The following is a 16931-nucleotide window of genomic DNA, read 5'->3' as shown; positions in this document are numbered from 1 at the left end:
TCGATCTTTGGCGCCGGTCAGCGGTCTTCGTCGACAAGATTCTACACGGCACAAACCCGGCCGACATCCCCATCGAGCAACCGACGAAGTTTGAACTGGTGATCAACCTCAAGACCGCCCGCGCCCTCGGCCTCACCATCCCGCCGTCGCTCCTGCTGCGGGCGGATCAGGTGATCGAATAGCGGCGCCCCAAGAGTCCCCGTGGTTTTTGGCGCACACCTGCGAAGTGGACACCGCTCGCTCGCTGATCGCTTTATCCCCCCGTAGGGGCGGGTCGCATGGCCCCACCCCACACGGCATGTCGTCGAGCCCCATCCACCACCGGACGAGCCGAATAGAGCGCGAACCGCTTCGAGGTTTGTAGCAGCCGCACACTACCCGTGGTGGTGTGTAGCATCGCCAGAGGAAACCACCGCGTAACCTCGCGTCGCTACTGACGAGGTATCGGACTACTAATCCGAATCCTCATGCGAGTTGAGCAGGCCGGCTTTTATTGAGCCGCTTGAGTGCCCTGGAATGGGACTCTAGCGCGCGGGCGGCGCGACGGAGACGCCCTGGACGGCGTTCCGGGTGATGGCCTCGGCCACCAGCCCCGAGGCCTTGACGTCCTCGACGAACTCGCGCAGGTACTTCGCGCCCGCCTCGCGGCCTTTCGGTGTGCCGATCGCTTGCTGGACCGCGGTGAACTGCCCCTCGAGCAGGCGGGCCCCCGGCAGCTTCTGAACGTCCGTCAGCAGCCTGGGCTTGAGGCCGGCCAGGGCCTCGAGCTTGTCGGCCACGAACAGCTCGAACGAGCCGTCGATGCCCTTGGTCCGCAGCAGCTGCGCCTGTTTCAGGGTGCGGCTGAGATAGAGCTCGTAGGCGCTCTTCTCGGAGACGGCGATGCGCACGCCCGGCCGGTCCACGTCGGCGACCGAGCGGATCGGCGAGCCGGCGGGCACGAGGTACGTCGCGGGAATCTCCAGATACGCCGCGGTGAACGCGATCTCATTCGCGCGCTGGGGCTCGGCCCCGAGGAAGGCGACGTCCCAGGCGCCGGTCCGCGCCCCGTCGGCCAGGCCGCCCGCGGTGTCGAACCGGATGAACTCGACGGGCACGCCCAGACGCCGACCCAGCTCCCGGGCCAGATCCGGGGCCACGCCGCGCGGGTCGCTCGCCGACGAGCCGGGGGTGACGAGCAGGAAGTTGCCATGGTTGAGCCCGACGCGCAGCGTGCCCGTCGGAGCCAGCTCGGATCTCACGGTGGCGGAAATTTGGGTAGCCATGGCGCCGGACCTTAGCACGAACGGGCCCGGCACGCCATGCCTCGTCTGCGCCCGCTCGCACGCGTGTGATACGCTGCGCGCACTACGGAGGAGACCATGAACGCTCCCAGGGAACCCGGCATCACCTTTGTCGACTGCAATGTGCTGAGCGCTGCGTTGGCCCGGGCGGCGTCGCGAGGTCGGACTCGCTCCCGGTCGGCGCCGCGGGCCCAGGTGCCCGCGAGGGCTCGAAGGCACGCCGCGGGAGCGCGACAGACGCAGCTGCGCCGCCGCGAGGTCGTGGTGAACGGCCGGCGGGTGAGGACGATCGACGTGCACGCGCATTGCGCGGTGCCCGAGGCGATGGCCCTGATGGGCAGGAAGGTGGAGGCGGAAGGCCTGCTGATGGCGCGGGTCGCGGACCGGATCCGCGCGATGGATGAGCAGGGCATCGATGTGGAAGCCCTCAGCATCAACCCCTACTGGTACACGGCGGATCGCGACGTCGCCGAGAAGCTCATCCGCATCCAGAACGAGCGGCTCGCGGAGTTCTGCGCCACGCACCCGGATCGGTTCGTCGCCTTCGCGTCCGTGGCCCTGCAGCATCCGGACCTCGCCGCCGACCAGCTCGAGGAAGGGGTCAAGCGGTACGGGCTGCGGGGGGCCGGCATCGGCGGCAGCGTCAACGGCGCCGAGCTGGCCGACCCGAAGTTCCACCCGTTCTGGGCCAAAGCCGAGCAGCTCGGGGTGCTGGTCTTCATCCATCCCCAGGTGACGGGCGCTCCGACCGAGCTGGGCGCGCGGCTCAAGGGCAGCGGCGGCCTGGAGAACGTCATCGGCAATCCGCTGGAGACGACGATCGCGCTCTCGCACCTGATCTTCGAGGGAACGCTCGACCGCTTCCCCGGGCTGAAGATCTGCGCGGCGCACGGCGGCGGCTACCTGCCGTCCTACGCCGCGCGCTCGGACGCGGTGGGCTGGACCTTCCCCGACCGGGTCACCAGAGCGCTCAAGCGGAAGCCGACGGAGTATCTGCGGCACCTGTACTTCGATTCGCTCGTGTTCACGCCGGAAGCCCTGCGCCACCTGGTGGCCGAGACGGGATCGGGCCAGATCGTCATGGGCACCGACTATCCCTTCCCGTGGACGAAGACCGCGGTGGATCACATCCTCAGCACGCCGGGGCTGCGCGACGCTGAGCGGGTGGCAATGCTGGGGGGAACGGCGGCCAGGCTGCTCGGAGTCGAGGGCTAACCGGCCACGGCATGACCACTGGACCCATCCCTGATTTTCTCTACGGCACGGCGTGGAAGGAGGACCGGACGCCGGCGCTCACCGAACTGGCCCTCCGCATGGGCTTTCGGGGCATCGACACCGCCAACCAACGGCGGCACTACTTCGAGGCCGGCGTGGGCGAGGGGCTGGCGGCCGCCTACCGCGCAGGCGTGGTGACGCGCGCCGACCTTTTCTTACAGACGAAGTTCACGTACGTGGACGGTCAGGACCACCGGTTGCCCTATGACCCGTCGGCTGATCTCGCCACGCAGGTCGCGCAATCGATGGCCAGCTCGCTCGAGCACCTCGGGACGGACCACGTCGACAGCTACGTGCTGCACGGGCCCGCCTCCGGGCGCGATTGGACCAACGAGGACAGCGAGGTGTGGGCGGCCATGGTGAAGGAGCGCGACGCCGGGCGCACGCGCTATCTGGGCGTGAGCAACGTTTCGCTGCGGCACCTCCAGCAGATGGCGGCCCTGGGGGTGGCGGCGCCGGCCTTCGTCCAGAACCGGTGCTTCGCCCGCTTCGGCTGGGACCGGGCGGTCCGCGCGTTCTGCCATGAGCACCGGATCATCTACCAGGGCTTCTCGTTGCTCACTGCCAACCGAGAGGTGGTGAGCCACCCGTTCGTGGGCGAGCTCGCCCACCGCCTGAGGGCCACGCCGGCCCAGGTCGTGTTCCGCTTCGCCCGGGCCGTGGGGATGCTGCCGCTGACGGGCACGTCCGATGCCGAACACATGAAGCAGGATCTGGCCAGCCACGGCCTGACGCTCTCCCCTGGCGAGGTGGAGGCGATCGAGGTGCTGGCCAGCTGAGGAGAGCCGCGATGGCTCTCGACGCTCAGGGCGTCTTGCCGGGGACCTGCGTGGCGGCCAGGCGCTCGATGATCGTGAGGACCACGCTGGTGTCCTGCTCGCCCAGGCCGGCCGCCAGCGCCGCCTGCTCGTAGCGCTGGGCGACGTTGGAGAAACTCACCGGCACGTGTAGCTCGCGGGCGATGGCGTTGAACGTGTCGAGGTCCTTGTTCATCAGGGCTACCTTGAAGCCCGGCGCGAAGTCGCGGGGCACGAGCGCGCGAGGAATGCGCTCCAGCGCCTTGCTGCCGCCGCTGCTCGCCTTCACGACGTCGTAGATCGTCATCGGGTCGAGCCCGGCCTTCACCCCGAGCACCAGCCCTTCCATCATGGCCAGGCTGTTCACGCACGCCATCATGTTGTTGATGGCCTTCATGGTGTTGCCGGCGCCGGCCGGGCCGACGTGAAAGATGTTGGGGCCGATGGCCCGGAGCACGGGCTGAGCGCGCGACAGCGGCTCGGCGTCGCCGCCCACCATGATGGCCAGGGTGGCGGCCCGGGCCCCGCTGACGCCGCCGCTCACCGGCGCTTCCAGGAACTGCACGCCGCGCGCCTTGGCCCGGGGCGCGATCTTCCGCGGCGTCGAGGGCAGGACACTGCTCAGGTCGACGAGGATCGTGCCCGGTCGGGCGCGGTCCACCAGGCCGCCGGGCTCCAGGTAGACGGCCTCGACGTCGGGCGAGGCCGGCAGCGAGGTCAGCACGATGTCGGCGCCGTCGACGACCTCCGGCGCCGCGGCGGCCTTGCGGGCGCCGGCCTGGATGAGATTGTCCATGGCCCGGGCGTCGAGATCGAAGACCGTCATTGCGAAGCCGGCCTTGAGGACGTTGAAGGCCATGGGGTTGCCCATGTTGCCGACGCCGATGAAGCCCGTGGTGAGCGCCATGTCCGATCCTCCTCGGTGGTGCGTGTTCGACAGCATAGGCCGCCGGGCGGGGATGAGCAACGTCGGCCCGATGCAGGAATCGCGCGTAGACTATGCGGGCCGATGAGCAGGCCCCGATGAGCGGCAGCGATGGCCTTCCGATGGCCGTGCACCGGCGCGGCAGCGGGCCGGACGTCGTCCTCTTTCACGGCGGCATGGGCTCCTGGAAGCACTGGATCCGGAACGTCGAGCCCCTGGCCACCCGCTTCACCGTACACGCGCTCGATCATCCCGCCTATGGCGCCTCGGCGCCGGTGGCTCGCGACACGACCGGCCCGGAGTATCTCGACCTCGTGCACGCGCTGTTCATCGAGATGTTCCCCGGCCGTGCCCCTCTGCGCTTGGCCGGGTTCTCGTTCGGCGGCGCCATCGCCGCCAACCTGGCCCGGCGGCTGGCCCCGCGGGTCACGCACCTGTGCCTGGTCTCACCGGCGGGCTTCCCACCGCGGCGATTTGCCGATCGGCCGACGCGCAGCTACCGCGAGGCCGGGGACGACGAGAAGGGCTTCCGCGCGATCTGCCGGCACAACCTGCTCGTCAACATGCTGAGCGATCCGGCCAGCGTGGGCGAGGACACCGTCGATCTCCAGGCCGAGTGCGTGCGGCGAACGCGATTCAACAGCCGCAAGGTGAGCGGCGGCGGCACCCTCCTGGACGACCTGGCCCAGCTCACGTGTCGGGTCCGCCTGCTCTGGGGTGAGCGCGACGATTTCCCGTGGCGTCCGGCCGCGTTGATGATCGGCGAGATCCGCCAGGCCGTGGGCACGCTCGATGTCCACCGGATTCCCCGGGCCGGCCACTGGTCCGCGTACGAGAACGCCCCCGAGGTCAATCGCCTGATGCTGGAGTTCTTCTCGACTTGACCGCCGCCGTGATCGCGAGTAGGAAGCGGGTAGCTCGAGCATAAGGAGGCGCGCATGATCCACGAAGTCCGGACCTACACCCTGCGCACCGGCGCCGTGGCCGAATTCGAGGACCGCTTCGCCAAGCGCAAGCCCCTGCGGGAGAAGCACTCCAAGCTGGGGGCCTTCTGGCACACCGACTTCGGCCCCCTCAATCAGGTCATCCACGTCTGGCCCTACGAAGATCTGAAGCAGCGCACGGCGGTGCGCGAGGCCATGGCCAAGGACCCCGAGCTCAATGCGCTGCCCGGCGGGCGGGACCTCATCGTGGAGCAGCAGGCCGACATCATGATTCCCGCGCCGTTCATGCAGCCGCTGGGCAGCCGGGACTTCGGGACGGGGAACTTCTACGAAATGCGCATCTACACGTACTTGCCGGGGGAGCTCCCCAAGGTGCTCGAGGCGTGGGCCAAGGCCGTGCCGGCCCGGGAGAAGCTCTCCCCCCTGGCCGCCTGCTGGACCAGCGAGCTCGGAGGCCTCAACCGGTTCGTGCACGTCTGGGTCTACAAGGACTCCAACGAGCGCACGCGCATCCGGGAGGAATCCCGCAAGGACGGCCAGTGGCCGCCCCAATCCGGGGTGCGACCGGTGCGGCAGGAGAACAAGCTGCTGATCCCGGCGTCCTTCTCCCCCCTGCGATAAACTCGGCTCCGATGGTCTCCGCCCGGGTGGGCGCCGGCCGATGTGCCGGCACGGCCCGGGCGGGGACCGGGGATCGCTACTTCAACCAGGGTGGACTCATGGAGCATGCCATGGTCCCCAGCTCCATGAGGCTGTTCGCCACCGAAGTGCTGCCGCACTGCCGGTAGGGGAACCGAGGAGGGAGACGATGGCATTGGAGACATCGCAGGAGCGCATTCGCCCGGTGACGGGAACCCACGTGGTCCGCGTGCAGCACGAGGGCCTGGTGACCGCCGACGCCGAGCGGTCGAAGGATTTCTACTGCCGCCTCCTGGGCTTTCAGGTGTTGCCACGGCCGCCGCTGGGGTCCCACGGCTACTGGATCGGCACGCCGGGCATCTTTCCCCAGATTCACATCATCCAGTCCGACCTGGTACCGCCCGGGCCGGACGCGCCGATCAGCCCGCGCGGGCGGCACACCTGCTTCGAGGTGGCCGACTACGACGCCATGAAGGCCACCCTGGAGCGCGAGGGGATCAAGTACGTCGAGAACACGCAACCGGGCGGGCGCATCCAGCTGCTGTGCAACGACCCCGACGGTAACACGCTGGAGTTCCAGCCGGCGACCGTCTGAGCGCGAAAAGGGATGGCCATGAAGCGAATCGAGCAATGGGCTCCGGAGCTGGAGAAAATCATCGAGTCGTCAGCCCCCATCCAGGACCTGGCCGACGGATTCGGCGGGCCCCAGGGCCCGGCCGAAGGGCCGCTCTGGTGGAAGGAAGGCGGGTATCTGCTGTTCAGCGACATTCACAACAACAAGCGGATGAAGTATGTCCCGGGTCAGGGGGTGTCGGTGTTTCAGGAGCCGACGAACCGGGCCAACGGCCTGACCCGGGACCTGCAGGGCCGCTTGCTCGCCTGCGAGCACGATAGCCGGCGGGTCACGCGGCAGGAGATCGACGGCAGCCTCACCGTGATCGCGAACAGCTTCCAGGGGCGGCGCTTCAACCGGCCCAACGATGTCGTGGTCAAGTCCGACGGCTGCATCTACTTCACGGACCCGTGGACCAGTCCGTTACCGCAAGAGCAGTGGGACCTGACGTTCGCCGGGGTCTATCGCCTCACACCCGACCTGGGCACGCTCACCCTGCTCATCGACGACTTCGTGTTGCCCAACGGCCTGGCCTTCTCGCCGGACGAGCAGGTGCTCTACATCAACGACACGCGGCGCCGCCACATCCGGGCCTTCGACCTCCTGCCCAACGGCACCCTGGCCAAACAGACCGACCGCATTTTTGCCGACCTGGCGGGCGACGAGCCTGGCGTTCCCGACGGCATGAAGGTGGACGTGGAGGGCAACGTCTACTGCGGCGGCGCCGGCGGCATCTGGATCCTGAGCCCGCAGGGCAAGAAGCTCGGCCGCATCGTCCACGGGGCGCCCGCCACGACGAACGTCGCCTTCGGCGGGGACGACTGGCAGACGCTCTACTTCACCAGCCGCAACCACCTGGGCTCGGTCAGGGTGAAGACTCCCGGCATTCCGGTTCCTACCCCGAAGCGATAGCCGGATGCCGGCCGGGCTCACCATGATCCGGAAGCTGGCGCCCGAGGACTAGGCCCTGAAGGCGTTCATGGCGGTCACCAGGGCAGGGGTGCCACCGAAGAGATAGGTCACCTCCACGGCCTCCTTGATCTCGGCCTCGGAGGCGCCGGCGGCGCGGGCGCGGTTGGCGATGTTGGCCACGCCGTCCGGGTGGGCCTGGAGCGCATCCACCATCATGGTCATCAGGTGCTTGTACTTGGCGGGAATGGCGCCGTCGCGCAAGATCTGCTCGCGCTGGGCCAGATAGGACTTGGCGAGCTCCGGAGCGCGCTGCTGCAACGTCTGGATCCACGCCGGCGACGTCGGCTGAGCCATCGAAACCTCCTCGGCGAGATAGAGGGTGCCGGCGCCGAAGATACACCGAGCACGATATCTTGACCACGTGAAAGGCCCCGGGTAGGGTTCGCGACAACAAGGAGGTTACCAACGATGGCGCTGACGCTCGCGGAAGCCAATCAGATCGTGCAGGCAGCCCTGGAAAAGGCCCGGGAGATGAACATCCGGATCAGCGTGGCCGTGTGCGACGCCGGCGGGCGGTTGCTGGCGTTCAATCGCATGGATGGCGCGATCTGGGGCAGCGTGTATGGCTCCCAGGGCAAGGCCATCGCCTCGGCCGCCTTTGCCCGGCCCAGCGGCGAGCTGGCCGAGCGCGCGGGAAGCCCGATCATCCAGGGCATCGCCGCGGCCGAGGGCGGGCACATGATTCCGAGCCAGGGCGCGGTGCCCATCATCCGCAAAGGCGTCCTGGAGGGCGCCTGCGGTGTCGGCGGCGGCACCGCGCAGCAAGACGAGGACTGCGCCCGCGCCGGGGTTGCGAAGCTCTAGGGCTGCCGGCCGAACGCCGGCATGACCTCCCGGGCGAACCGGGTGAGCTGCTCGATCATCACGTCGCGGGGCGTTCCCAGCGCCCAGCCGATCATGACGTGCTCGAGCCCGGCGTACCGCTGCTCGACTTCCTTGAGGTAGGAGATGATGTCGCCGGGTGGCCCGCACAGCCATGTGCGGTTGCGCACCCCGTTCTCCAGCGTGGCCGCGCTCGGCGACTGCGCCTGCCGGGCCGCGACCGCGCTGACCAGCTCTTCGCTATAGCGCAGCATGCCGAGGGGCGCCATGAACTTGGCGTGCTCCTCGAAGTACGGGCGAGCCCGCTGGATGGCTTTCTCCGGGGTCTCGTCGATCGACATCCGGAAGCCGAGGATCAGGTCTTCGCCCAGCCGGAGCTCGCGGCCGTGCCGGCGCGCCGCCTCCCGATACTCGCCGAACCAGCGCTGGACGACGTTCTCGGCGGTGGCCGAGATTACGCCCTTGATGCCGTGGCGGACCATGAAGTCCAGGCTCCGCGCGCTGCCGCTCACGATGGGTTGCCAGATCTCGACGGGCTGGCGCAGGGGCCGTGGGACGAGAGTGATGTCTTGAAGCCGGTAGCCGCGATAGGGCACATCGGGAGGAATCGTGTAGTGCTTGCCGTGATGCGAGAACGACTCCTGCCGGAACGCCTTGAGGATGATCTCCACCTGCTCCTCGAACAGCTCACGGTTGGCTTCGGCGTCCAGCATGGGATTGCCGAAACTCTCCACTTCGCGAGAGTGGTAACCGCGGCCCACGCCGAAGACGACGCGTCCCCTGGTGAGGATGTCCGCCACGGCGAAGTCCTCGGCGAGCCGCAGCGGGTGCCAGGTGGGGACGATGTTGAACGCGCAGCCGATCTTGACTCGGTCGGTGCGATGCGCCAGATCCACGGCCAGCATGGGAATGTTGGGGATGCACTCGTAGCCTTCGTGCTGGAAGTGGTGCTCGGCCAGCCACAGCGTCTCGTAGCCCAGCCGATCGGCCGCGCGGGCCATGGCCACGGCCGTGTCGAACACTTCGACCAGCCGCTCGTTGGGATACCGCCGGTCATCGGCGGGCGTGCCCGACAGGCCGCACCGCTCCAGCTCGATGTGCCCCACGTACAGAGTCGAGAATGTCTTGATCATGCGATCACGGGTTATCGAGGGGCGCCACGGCTTGGCCGGGGCGCCCCGAGCGTTGGGGGTATGGGGGCCATGTCGGGGCCCCCATCTCAGTAATACACGGCTTTGCCTGCGCCGCCCGTGGCCACGACCAGCTCGCCGCTGATGGCCCACGATTTCTCGGACGCCAGGAACGCGGCGACGTAGGCGATCTCGGCGGCGTCCACGATGCGGCCGATGGCGTTGCTGCGCGGCCCGTCGGGGGCGAAGTCGCGCTTCTCGACCTCCTCGGGGGTGATGCCCAGCTCGGCGGCGCGGGCCGCCAGCTGGCGCGGGGTCCGCTCCGTGCGCGTCTGGCCCGGGTGGACGCAGTTGACGGTGATCCCGAAGCGCCCGAGCTGGACGGCCAGGGTCTTGGTCAGGTGCACCAGCGACGTGTTACGCGCCCCGCCGCTGAGGTTCCCCGCGTTCCGCGCGTTGGTCCCGCTGATGTTGATGATGCGGCCCCACCGCTGCTCTTTCATGTGGGGGATGACGGCGCGGGCGCAGCGCAGCGCCCCCACGTACTTCACGTTGAAGTCGTGGAGCAGGTCCTCGTCGACGACGGTCTCGATGGGGCCGGTGGCGCCCGGCGAACCTCCCGGTGGCGAGCCGCTGTTCACCAGGATGTGCACGCCGCCGAGCTGGCGGGCCGCCTCGGCCACCATGTCGTCCACCTGCGCCTTGCTGGTGACGTCGGCCGCCAGGGGGATGATCCGCCGCCTGGTCTCGGTGGCCAGCTCCTGCGCCGCGGCCTGCAGTCGTTCCTTGGTGCGCGCCACGATGACGACGTCGGCGCCTTCGCGAGCCAGCTCCCTGGCGATGGCCTTGCCGATGCCCAGGCTGCCTCCGGTGACGATCGCGCGTTTGCCCTGGAGCCCCAGGTCCATGGTCCCTCCTTGCCGATCAGGGGTTGGCGGCGCCGTGCTCCTTGATGGAGACGCGCCAGTGGATGCGGTCTTCCTCGGGCGGGTAGTCGCCCGCCGCCTTGTGGTACGAGCAGCGGTTGTCCCAGATCACGATGTCGCCCTTGCGCCACCGGTGCCGGTACTGGGCCTGGGGCTGGATCATGCAGTCGGTCAGCTCCTCGATCACCGCGTCGCTCTCCGCCGCGTCGAGTGCCTCGATTCTCACGATCTTGCCGGGATCGAAGTAGAGGGCCTTTCGCCCCGTCTCCGGATGGGTGCGGATGATGGGGTGGAAGACCGGCGTCCAGTCGCGGTCCGCCTCGTCGAGCAGGGCCGTGGCCTTTCGGCGACCGCCGTAGGTGAACGCCCCCCGCCGGCCCTCCAGGCGCTGCTTCAGCCGCGCCGGCAGCGCCTCGTAGGCGGCGTACATGCTGGCGAACAGCGTATCGCCGCCCCGGCTGGGAACGGCCAGCGCATAGAGCTGCGTGGCCTTGAAGGGCTCCTGGTCGTAGGCCCCGTCGGTGTGCCAGCCTTCGGCGCCCCGACGATAGATCGCCATGTCGAGGGCGCCGTCCGCTCCGAACTTGTTGACGCCCAGCAGGGTGATCTCGGGATAGTCGGGATGGCGCGTCATCTTCGAGGGGTGCGGGTGCACCAGGCCGAAGCGGCGGCTGTACGTCAGAAAGTCGTCGATCTGCAGCTCCTGGTCCGGCACCACGAGGACGTTGGAGTCGAGCCAGGCGCGATAGATCGTGGCGAAGCGCGCATCGTCGAGCGTCTTGACGTCGATCCCCCGGACCTCGGCGCCGATCTCCGGTCCCAGCCGGCGAACCTCGATCATCGCGGTCTCCTCCTGTCTGGCGGCCGCCCCGATCATGACACACCTTGCGGCACGGATGCCGCCCGTCCGGGCTGCCGCCGCCCCGACCAGAGGTTCGGTCGCCACCGGATCCCGATGATGACGGTGAAGAGCAGGCCGGACACGGACAGGGCCGTGATGGTCAGGGGGAAGCCGATCTGCTCGATGAGCACGCCGGAGCCCAGCAGCCCCAGCGGCATGCCGTAGACGGCCAGCATCCGCACCCCCATGACCCGCCCGCGGAAGCCCTCGCCGGCCGTGGAGAGCAGGGTGGCCGTCATCGCGATCATGGCCACGTTCTGCACGAATCCGGCGAGCAGGAGCGCCAGGACACCGACGGCCAGGCGCCCGGCGTGACCGAATCCGAGCAGCAGCGCATACCAGAGGACGATGCAGACGAGCGTGGAGCGTTCCGGGTGGCGCGCTCCGCCCATCATCACCGTCGTGATCGAGGCCAGGAGGCCGCCGAACGAGAAGCTCGCTAGCAGCCACCCGAGGCCGGTCGCGTCGACCTGGTAGACGCGCTGGGCGGCATAGGGCAAGAGCCCGCTCGACACGGGGTAGGCCGTCAGGTTGACCAGGAACGCCAGCAGCATCATGGCCAGCAGCTCGGGCGTGGTCCACACGCGGACCAGGCCGTCCTTGAGGTCCCCCCAGCGGGAGGGGCCGGCCAGGGCCGCTCCCTGCGGCGCGGCGCCCGGATCCGGGGCCAGCGGTCTGCGCGACACGCCGAACGTCAAGGCCAGGCTGGCCAGGTAGAAGGCCGTCACGAAGAGATAGGTCGGCCCGATGCCCAGAGCGGTGGAGAAGCCCGCTCCGGCCAGCGCCCCGCCCACGCGCGCGGAGTCCATGGTCGCCCGCGACATGCCGAGGGCGCCCATCAAGTGAGCCGCCGGGATGGTTTCGCCGATGAGGGTGTTGCGCATCACGAGATCGTTCGGGCGCACCACGCCGCCGAATGCCGCGACGACCAGCACCCAGGCGGGGGTGAGGAGCCCGGTCAGGGCCAGAAGGGTCAGGAGCCCGGCCAGGCTGGCGTAGACGCTCCGCATCGCGCACAGCATGACCCGCCCTCCCAGGCGGTCGCCCAGGACCCCGACCATCGGCGCGGCCAGCGTGCCCAGGTACTGAAGCGAAGCGAAGGCGGTCAGCCAGAGCACCGAGCCCGTCTGGACCAGCACGTACCAGCCCAGGACGAGGCTCTCCATCTCGAAGGCCCACGAGGTCAGCAGGTCGGCGGACCACTGGAAGCGAAAGCTCCGGATGCGGAACGCGGCGACGGCCAACGGCCCTAGAACAGCGGGCTGTTCGACTCGAGGCCGAGCAGCGTGCGTCCCACCGCCTCGTAGTTCACGAACTGCAGCTGGTTGTGGCGGGTGACGACCTCGGCGTCGCGTGCGTACCGCTCGAGCGGGCTGGCGTTGAAGATCGAAGTGGTCCCGGCGGCCGTGCACACCATGTGGGTGGCCCGAGCCGCGCTCTGGGCGGCGTGGGTCATGGCCATGCGCAGCTCGGAGCGCTGGCCCTCGCTGACGAACTCCTTGGCCAGCACCGTCTCCCACATCTCCTGCACCACCTCGAAGAGCAGGGCCCGTCCCGAGCGCAGCAGGGCCTCGGCCTCGCCCACCTGGGCCTGCACCATGACCCGATCGCGCAGCAGTCCGGACGCCGAGCGGGGGATCTTGGTCTGCGCCAGCTCGACGAACGTGTCGATGGCGGCGCGGGCCACGCCCAGCCCCACGCAGCAGAAGCCGCAGCCGGCCAGGTCGAAGCCGTGCATGCGATTCATGGGCCCGGTGACGCGGGCGCGGCGATCCAGCGCCGAGAAGGTGTGCTCCTCGGGGACGAACACGTCCTCCACGATGATGTCGTGGCTGCCGGTGCCCCGCATACCGCTGACGTGCCAGGTGTCGACGATGCGGGCGATCGACTTCGGATGGAAATAGGCGATCCGCACGTCCTGGTCGCCGTTGGGCCGCAGGCGCGCCGTGTCGCCGTCGAACACCTTGCAGGCGCCGTGGAGCAGGGACGAGTGCATGCAGCCGCTGGCGAAGAGCCAGTGCCCGGTGACCCGGTAGCCGCCCGGCACGGCGACGGCCTGTCCCCGGGGATTCGCCGATCCGGCCGACACGCCCACCGGGTCGCTGTGGAACAGCTTCCGGCGGACCTCGGGCGCGAACTGGGCGCTCTGGCGGAAGCTGTTGATGCCCATGGCCAGGCACCACCCGGTGGAGCCGTCGGCCCGGGCCACTTCCTCGATCACGCGCAGGGTGGTGAGGATGTCGGCGCCCAGCCCGCCCTCGGCTTCCGGCAGGGCTACCTTGAACAACCCGGCTCTGGCGATGTCCAGGACGAGGTCGGGCGGCAGCTGGCGCGCGGCCTCGATCTCGTCGGCGCGGGCCCGGATGCGCGGGGCCAGCGCCCGCGCGATGTCCACCGGGGTGGAGGCGTCCCGAGCGGTGTGCGTGATCATCACGCGTACCCGGGCGGCGGCACGAAGGCCTGGAATTCTCGTTCCAGCAGCCGTGCGAAGGCCAGGCACGTGAGGTCGCCGTACTCCGGCCCGACGATCTGCACGCCCACGGGGAGCCCGGCTGGCGTGAACCCGCAGGGCACGGCCGTCGACGGCAGATAGCAGGCGCCGCTGAAGCCGGCCCAGAAGAGGTGGTCGGTCACGGGCACGCGCCGGCCATCGACGACGATCGTCCGCTCGTGACGCTCGCCCTGCTGGTCGTGGGGGAAGGCCGCGGTTCCGGCGACGGGACAGAGCAGCAGGTCCCAGGTGGCGAAGAACCGGGCCCAGGCCAGGCGCATCCGATGGCGCGCCTCGTTGGCGGCCAGCCAGTCGCGGTGGGAGAGCACCGCCGCGCGGGTGGCCCAGGCGAAATACCGCTCGTCGTCGGGCGCCAGGCCTCGGGCGATCTGCACGTTCGTGTCGAAGTCGGCGTCGCTCTGCCGGTCCGACGTGGCCGCGCGCAGCAGCCGGACGTAGACCCGCCAGGCCTCGCCGGTGTCGATCACCGGGCGAGCGCGATCGTCGACTCGCACCCGCTGCCGGCCCAGGAAGTCGGCCAGGGCCTGCAGCCTATCGCCCACGTCGCGATCGACGGGGAAGCCGGGGGCGTCGGGCATGAACGCCACCTTGAAGTCGCGCAGGCGCTTCTGTCGCGCCGGGCGCAGCTTGAGCTGCCAGCCAGCCGCCTCGATGGGCTCCGGCCCCGCCATCACCGACAGGGCGAGGGAGAGATCGTCGGCGCTGCGGGCCAGGGGGCCCACCACGTCGATGTCCACGGGGGCCGTCTGCCAGGGCAAGGCCTGACCGGTGCGGGGCACGATGCCCCACGTCGGCTTGTGGCCATAGACCCCGCAGAAGTGCGCCGGGTTGCGGATGGACGAGCCGATGTCACTGCCGGCCTCCAGCCCCGTGAGGCCGGCGGCCAGGGCGGCGGCGGCGCCGCCGGAGGATCCCCCGGGGGCGCGGGAGACGTCCCAGGGATTGTTCGTGGTGCCGTAGATGGCGTTGAAGCTCTGCCAGTCGGCGAGGTAGGCAGGGACGTTCGTCTTGCCGAAGAGGACGGCGCCGGCCCCGAGCAGCCGGTCCACGACGACGGCGTTGGTCGTGGCGATGCGATCCTTGAAGGCCGGCACGCCCCAGGTGGTGGGCAGGCCGACCACGTCGAACGACTCCTTGACGGTCAGGGGCACGCCGTGCAGCGGGCCCCAGGCCCGGCCCCGGGCCAGCGCGCGATCGGCGGCGCGCGCGCGGGCGCGCGCCCGGTCGCGGTCGCGCACGACCACCGCGTTCAGCGCGCCGTCGTACTTGTCGACGCGCGCCAGATAGAGATCGAGGAGCTCGAGACAGCCGATGCGCTTCTTCGTGATATCGGCGGCGAGCTGTCGGGCCGGACGGAACGGGACGTCGAGCATCCTCGCCTCCTGCGGGACGGGCCTGCGCTTCCCCGCGCGGTAGTATACGCCGGCGCGGCCGGTCGCCTGACGAGGGCGTCAGGCGATGGCGCCGGCCGGCCGCATCCGCTAAGCTTGCCCCCGATGAACATCGCCATCCGCCCGCTCCATCCGGTGTTCGTCGGGGAGGTGTGCGGGATCGACGTGGCCCGGCCCCTGGCGCGCGAGGAGGTCGCGGCCATCGAGGCGGGGATGGATCGCTACGCGGTGCTGGTCTTCCGGGACCAGCGGATCACCGACGAGCAGCAGATGGCGTTCAGCCGGAACTTCGGTCCCCTGGAGGACGCCCGCGGCGGCAACATCACCCGGCCGGCGGACCGACGCCTGCCCGTCGGCATGAACGACGTCTCGAACCTCGGCCGCGACGGCCGGCCCCTGGCCGCGGACTCTCGCCAGCACTGGTTCAATCTGGGCAACTTGCTCTGGCACTCGGACAGCTCGTTCCGGGCCATCCCCGCCAAGTACTCGCTGCTCTCCGCCCGGGTGGTGAATCCGCGGGGCGGGAACACCGAGTTCGCCGACATGCGGGCGGCCTGGGACGCGCTCGATCCCGAGACCAAGGCCGACCTCGAGGACCTCGTCTGCGAGCATTCCCTGATGTACTCGCGGGGCGCGCTCGGCATGGTCGACTTCACGGAGGAGGAGCGGGCCATGTTCCGGCCCGTGCGTCAGCGGCTGGTGCGCACGCATCCGGTCACGGGCCGCAGGTCGCTGTACCTGGCCTCTCACGCCGGCGCCATCGTCGGCATGCCGATGCCCGAGGCGCGCATCCTGCTCCGGGACCTCACCGAGCACGCCACCCAGCCGCGGTTCGTCTACGCCCACGCGTGGCGCCAGTGGGACCTCGTCATGTGGGACAACCGGCAGGTGATGCACCGCGGCCGCCGCTACGACCAGAGCCAGCCGCGCGACATGCGCCGCACCACCGTGGCCGGCGACGCTCCGACCGTCGCCCAGGTCCCGGCCGGCGTCTAGCGCTCGCGCACGACCGGGTTGCGCAGGACGCCGATCCCCGGGATCTCCACCTCGACGACGTCGCCATCCTTCATGTTCTCGGTCGGTCCATCGGTGCCCATCCACAGCACGTCGCCGGGGCAGAGCGTCAGGTACTGGCTCATGCGGCTGATGAACTGGCGCACGCCGAAGATCGCGTCCTTGACGGCGTAGGTGAACATCGTCTTGCCGTTGAGCCGGATGGTGACGTGGAGGTCGTCGGGATCGAGGCCGGTGACGATCCAGGGGCCCATCGGCTTGAACGTGTCGGTGTTCTTTCCCCGCCACAGCGTCCGGTCCCCGCGCTGCCAGGTGCGTTCGCTCACGTCGTTGCCGATCGTGTAGCCGAAAACGTAGTCGAGCGCCTCGGCGTCCGACACCCGTTTGCAGCGCTTGCCGATCACCACCACCAGCTCGCCTTCGTACTGGACCTGATCCGTCGCGTCCCGGGGGATGACGATGGGCTCGTCGGTGGCGATCAGGGCGTTGTTGGCGCGGTAGCCGACGTCGGCCTGGGGCGGGAATTCGGGCTTCACCCCCCGGCGGTGGGCCATCTCGGTGACGTGCTCGCGGTAATTGACGCCGGCGGCGTAGAAGGTCGGAGGCATCACCGGCACCAGCAGCGTCACCTCCTGTAGCGGCAGCGTGGTCGACGTCGGCGTGTAGCCCTCGAACGGGCTCCCGGCCACCTCGATCACGGTGTGGCCTTCGACGACGCCGTAGGCCGCAGCCGTCCGGGCTGACCGGAATCGGCACCATTTCATCGTGTGTGCTCCTCTCGAGGTCG

20 protein-coding genes are annotated in these 16931 nt (G+C 69.6%); 10 read left to right on the top strand and 10 right to left on the bottom strand.

The annotated features are described in order from the left end of the window. Positions 1 to 182, top strand: a 182-nt coding sequence (locus VFR64_03745; GenBank protein HET9488860.1) for an ABC transporter substrate binding protein, incomplete at its 5' end; no start/stop codon positions are given. Positions 183 to 524: 342 nt separating this feature from the next. Here VFR64_03745 and VFR64_03740 read toward each other — a convergent pair. Further along, positions 525 to 1265, bottom strand: coding sequence for an ABC transporter substrate-binding protein (locus VFR64_03740; GenBank protein HET9488859.1), 741 nt, complete (start codon positions 1263 to 1265; stop codon positions 525 to 527). 282 nt (positions 1266 to 1547) lie between these two features. Between VFR64_03740 and VFR64_03735 the strand changes: the two genes are divergently transcribed. Both VFR64_03735 and VFR64_03730 read left to right on the top strand, forming a co-directional pair. Beyond that, positions 1548 to 2498 carry an amidohydrolase family protein gene (locus VFR64_03735; GenBank protein HET9488858.1) on the top strand — a complete coding sequence of 317 codons (951 nt, stop codon included), beginning with the start codon at positions 1548 to 1550 and terminating at the stop codon, positions 2496 to 2498. 11 nt (positions 2499 to 2509) lie between these two features. Continuing rightward, positions 2510 to 3337 carry an aldo/keto reductase gene (locus tag VFR64_03730; GenBank protein ID HET9488857.1) on the top strand — a complete coding sequence of 276 codons (828 nt, stop codon included), beginning with the start codon at positions 2510 to 2512 and terminating at the stop codon, positions 3335 to 3337. Between the two features lie 25 nt (positions 3338 to 3362). On the opposite strand, the gene VFR64_03725 is transcribed toward VFR64_03730, so the two are convergent. Then, positions 3363 to 4262 carry an NAD(P)-dependent oxidoreductase gene (locus VFR64_03725; protein HET9488856.1) on the bottom strand — a complete coding sequence of 300 codons (900 nt, stop codon included), beginning with the start codon at positions 4260 to 4262 and terminating at the stop codon, positions 3363 to 3365. A 116-nt stretch (positions 4263 to 4378) separates the two neighbouring features. Here VFR64_03725 and VFR64_03720 point away from each other — a divergent pair, with 116 nt between their 5' ends. The 5 genes from VFR64_03720 to VFR64_03700 are packed head-to-tail and all read left to right on the top strand — an operon-like array spanning position 4379 to position 7388. Next, entirely contained in the window at positions 4379 to 5164 is a 786-nt protein-coding gene (locus tag VFR64_03720) for an alpha/beta fold hydrolase (protein ID HET9488855.1), read from the top strand. Between the two features lie 54 nt (positions 5165 to 5218). Beyond that, complete coding sequence (locus VFR64_03715) at positions 5219 to 5845, top strand: NIPSNAP family protein (protein ID HET9488854.1); 627 nt, start codon at positions 5219 to 5221, stop codon at positions 5843 to 5845. Positions 5846 to 5856: 11 nt separating this feature from the next. Beyond that, on the top strand, positions 5857 to 6012 hold the full coding sequence (locus VFR64_03710) for a hypothetical protein (GenBank protein HET9488853.1): 156 nt from the start codon (positions 5857 to 5859) through the stop codon (positions 6010 to 6012). 20 nt (positions 6013 to 6032) lie between these two features. Next, the gene (locus tag VFR64_03705; protein HET9488852.1) at positions 6033 to 6458 is read left to right on the top strand and encodes a VOC family protein; all 426 of its coding nucleotides are present in this window, start codon (positions 6033 to 6035) and stop codon (positions 6456 to 6458) included. Positions 6459 to 6476: 18 nt separating this feature from the next. Beyond that, positions 6477 to 7388 (top strand): SMP-30/gluconolactonase/LRE family protein, encoded by a 912-nt coding sequence (locus tag VFR64_03700; GenBank protein HET9488851.1) that lies wholly within the window; start codon positions 6477 to 6479, stop codon positions 7386 to 7388. A gap of 48 nt (positions 7389 to 7436) precedes the next feature. Here the strand turns inward: VFR64_03700 and VFR64_03695 are convergent, their stop codons facing one another. Continuing rightward, on the bottom strand, positions 7437 to 7742 hold the full coding sequence (locus VFR64_03695) for a carboxymuconolactone decarboxylase family protein (protein HET9488850.1): 306 nt from the start codon (positions 7740 to 7742) through the stop codon (positions 7437 to 7439). A 114-nt stretch (positions 7743 to 7856) separates the two neighbouring features. On the opposite strand from VFR64_03695, the gene VFR64_03690 reads away from it, so the two are divergent. After that, positions 7857 to 8252: a heme-binding protein gene (locus VFR64_03690; GenBank protein HET9488849.1), complete on the top strand. Its 396-nt coding sequence runs from the start codon at positions 7857 to 7859 to the stop codon at positions 8250 to 8252. Here VFR64_03690 and VFR64_03685 read toward each other — a convergent pair. From VFR64_03685 to VFR64_03660, 6 genes are all read right to left on the bottom strand, one after another. Further along, complete coding sequence (locus tag VFR64_03685; protein HET9488848.1) at positions 8249 to 9403, bottom strand: LLM class flavin-dependent oxidoreductase; 1155 nt, start codon at positions 9401 to 9403, stop codon at positions 8249 to 8251. The genes VFR64_03690 and VFR64_03685 overlap by 4 nt on opposite strands. Positions 9404 to 9489: 86 nt before the next feature. Further along, positions 9490 to 10308, bottom strand: coding sequence for an SDR family NAD(P)-dependent oxidoreductase (locus VFR64_03680; GenBank protein HET9488847.1), 819 nt, complete (start codon positions 10306 to 10308; stop codon positions 9490 to 9492). Positions 10309 to 10324: 16 nt separating this feature from the next. Beyond that, entirely contained in the window at positions 10325 to 11167 is an 843-nt protein-coding gene (locus tag VFR64_03675; protein HET9488846.1) for a TauD/TfdA family dioxygenase, read from the bottom strand. A 32-nt stretch (positions 11168 to 11199) separates the two neighbouring features. Continuing rightward, positions 11200 to 12471 (bottom strand): MFS transporter, encoded by a 1272-nt coding sequence (locus tag VFR64_03670; protein HET9488845.1) that lies wholly within the window; start codon positions 12469 to 12471, stop codon positions 11200 to 11202. A 5-nt stretch (positions 12472 to 12476) separates the two neighbouring features. Then, entirely contained in the window at positions 12477 to 13658 is a 1182-nt protein-coding gene (locus VFR64_03665; GenBank protein ID HET9488844.1) for an acyl-CoA dehydrogenase family protein, read from the bottom strand. Further along, the gene (locus VFR64_03660) at positions 13658 to 15112 is read right to left on the bottom strand and encodes an amidase (GenBank protein HET9488843.1); all 1455 of its coding nucleotides are present in this window, start codon (positions 15110 to 15112) and stop codon (positions 13658 to 13660) included. Before VFR64_03660 ends, VFR64_03665 begins: the two co-directional genes overlap by 1 nt. Positions 15113 to 15235: 123 nt before the next feature. On the opposite strand from VFR64_03660, the gene VFR64_03655 reads away from it, so the two are divergent. Further along, complete coding sequence (locus tag VFR64_03655; protein ID HET9488842.1) at positions 15236 to 16126, top strand: TauD/TfdA family dioxygenase; 891 nt, start codon at positions 15236 to 15238, stop codon at positions 16124 to 16126. On the opposite strand, the gene VFR64_03650 is transcribed toward VFR64_03655, so the two are convergent. Continuing rightward, positions 16123 to 16908 (bottom strand): fumarylacetoacetate hydrolase family protein, encoded by a 786-nt coding sequence (locus tag VFR64_03650; GenBank protein ID HET9488841.1) that lies wholly within the window; start codon positions 16906 to 16908, stop codon positions 16123 to 16125. The two genes, VFR64_03655 and VFR64_03650, sit on opposite strands and share 4 nt — an antisense overlap. Between the last annotated feature and the right edge of the window lie 23 nt (positions 16909 to 16931).

This window comes from Candidatus Methylomirabilota bacterium (assembly GCA_035709005.1).
Classification (GTDB): domain Bacteria; phylum Methylomirabilota; class Methylomirabilia; order Rokubacteriales; family CSP1-6; genus 40CM-4-69-5.
The sequence above is the reverse complement of the archived record's forward strand: the minus strand, read 5'-3'. Positions and strand labels throughout refer to the sequence as shown.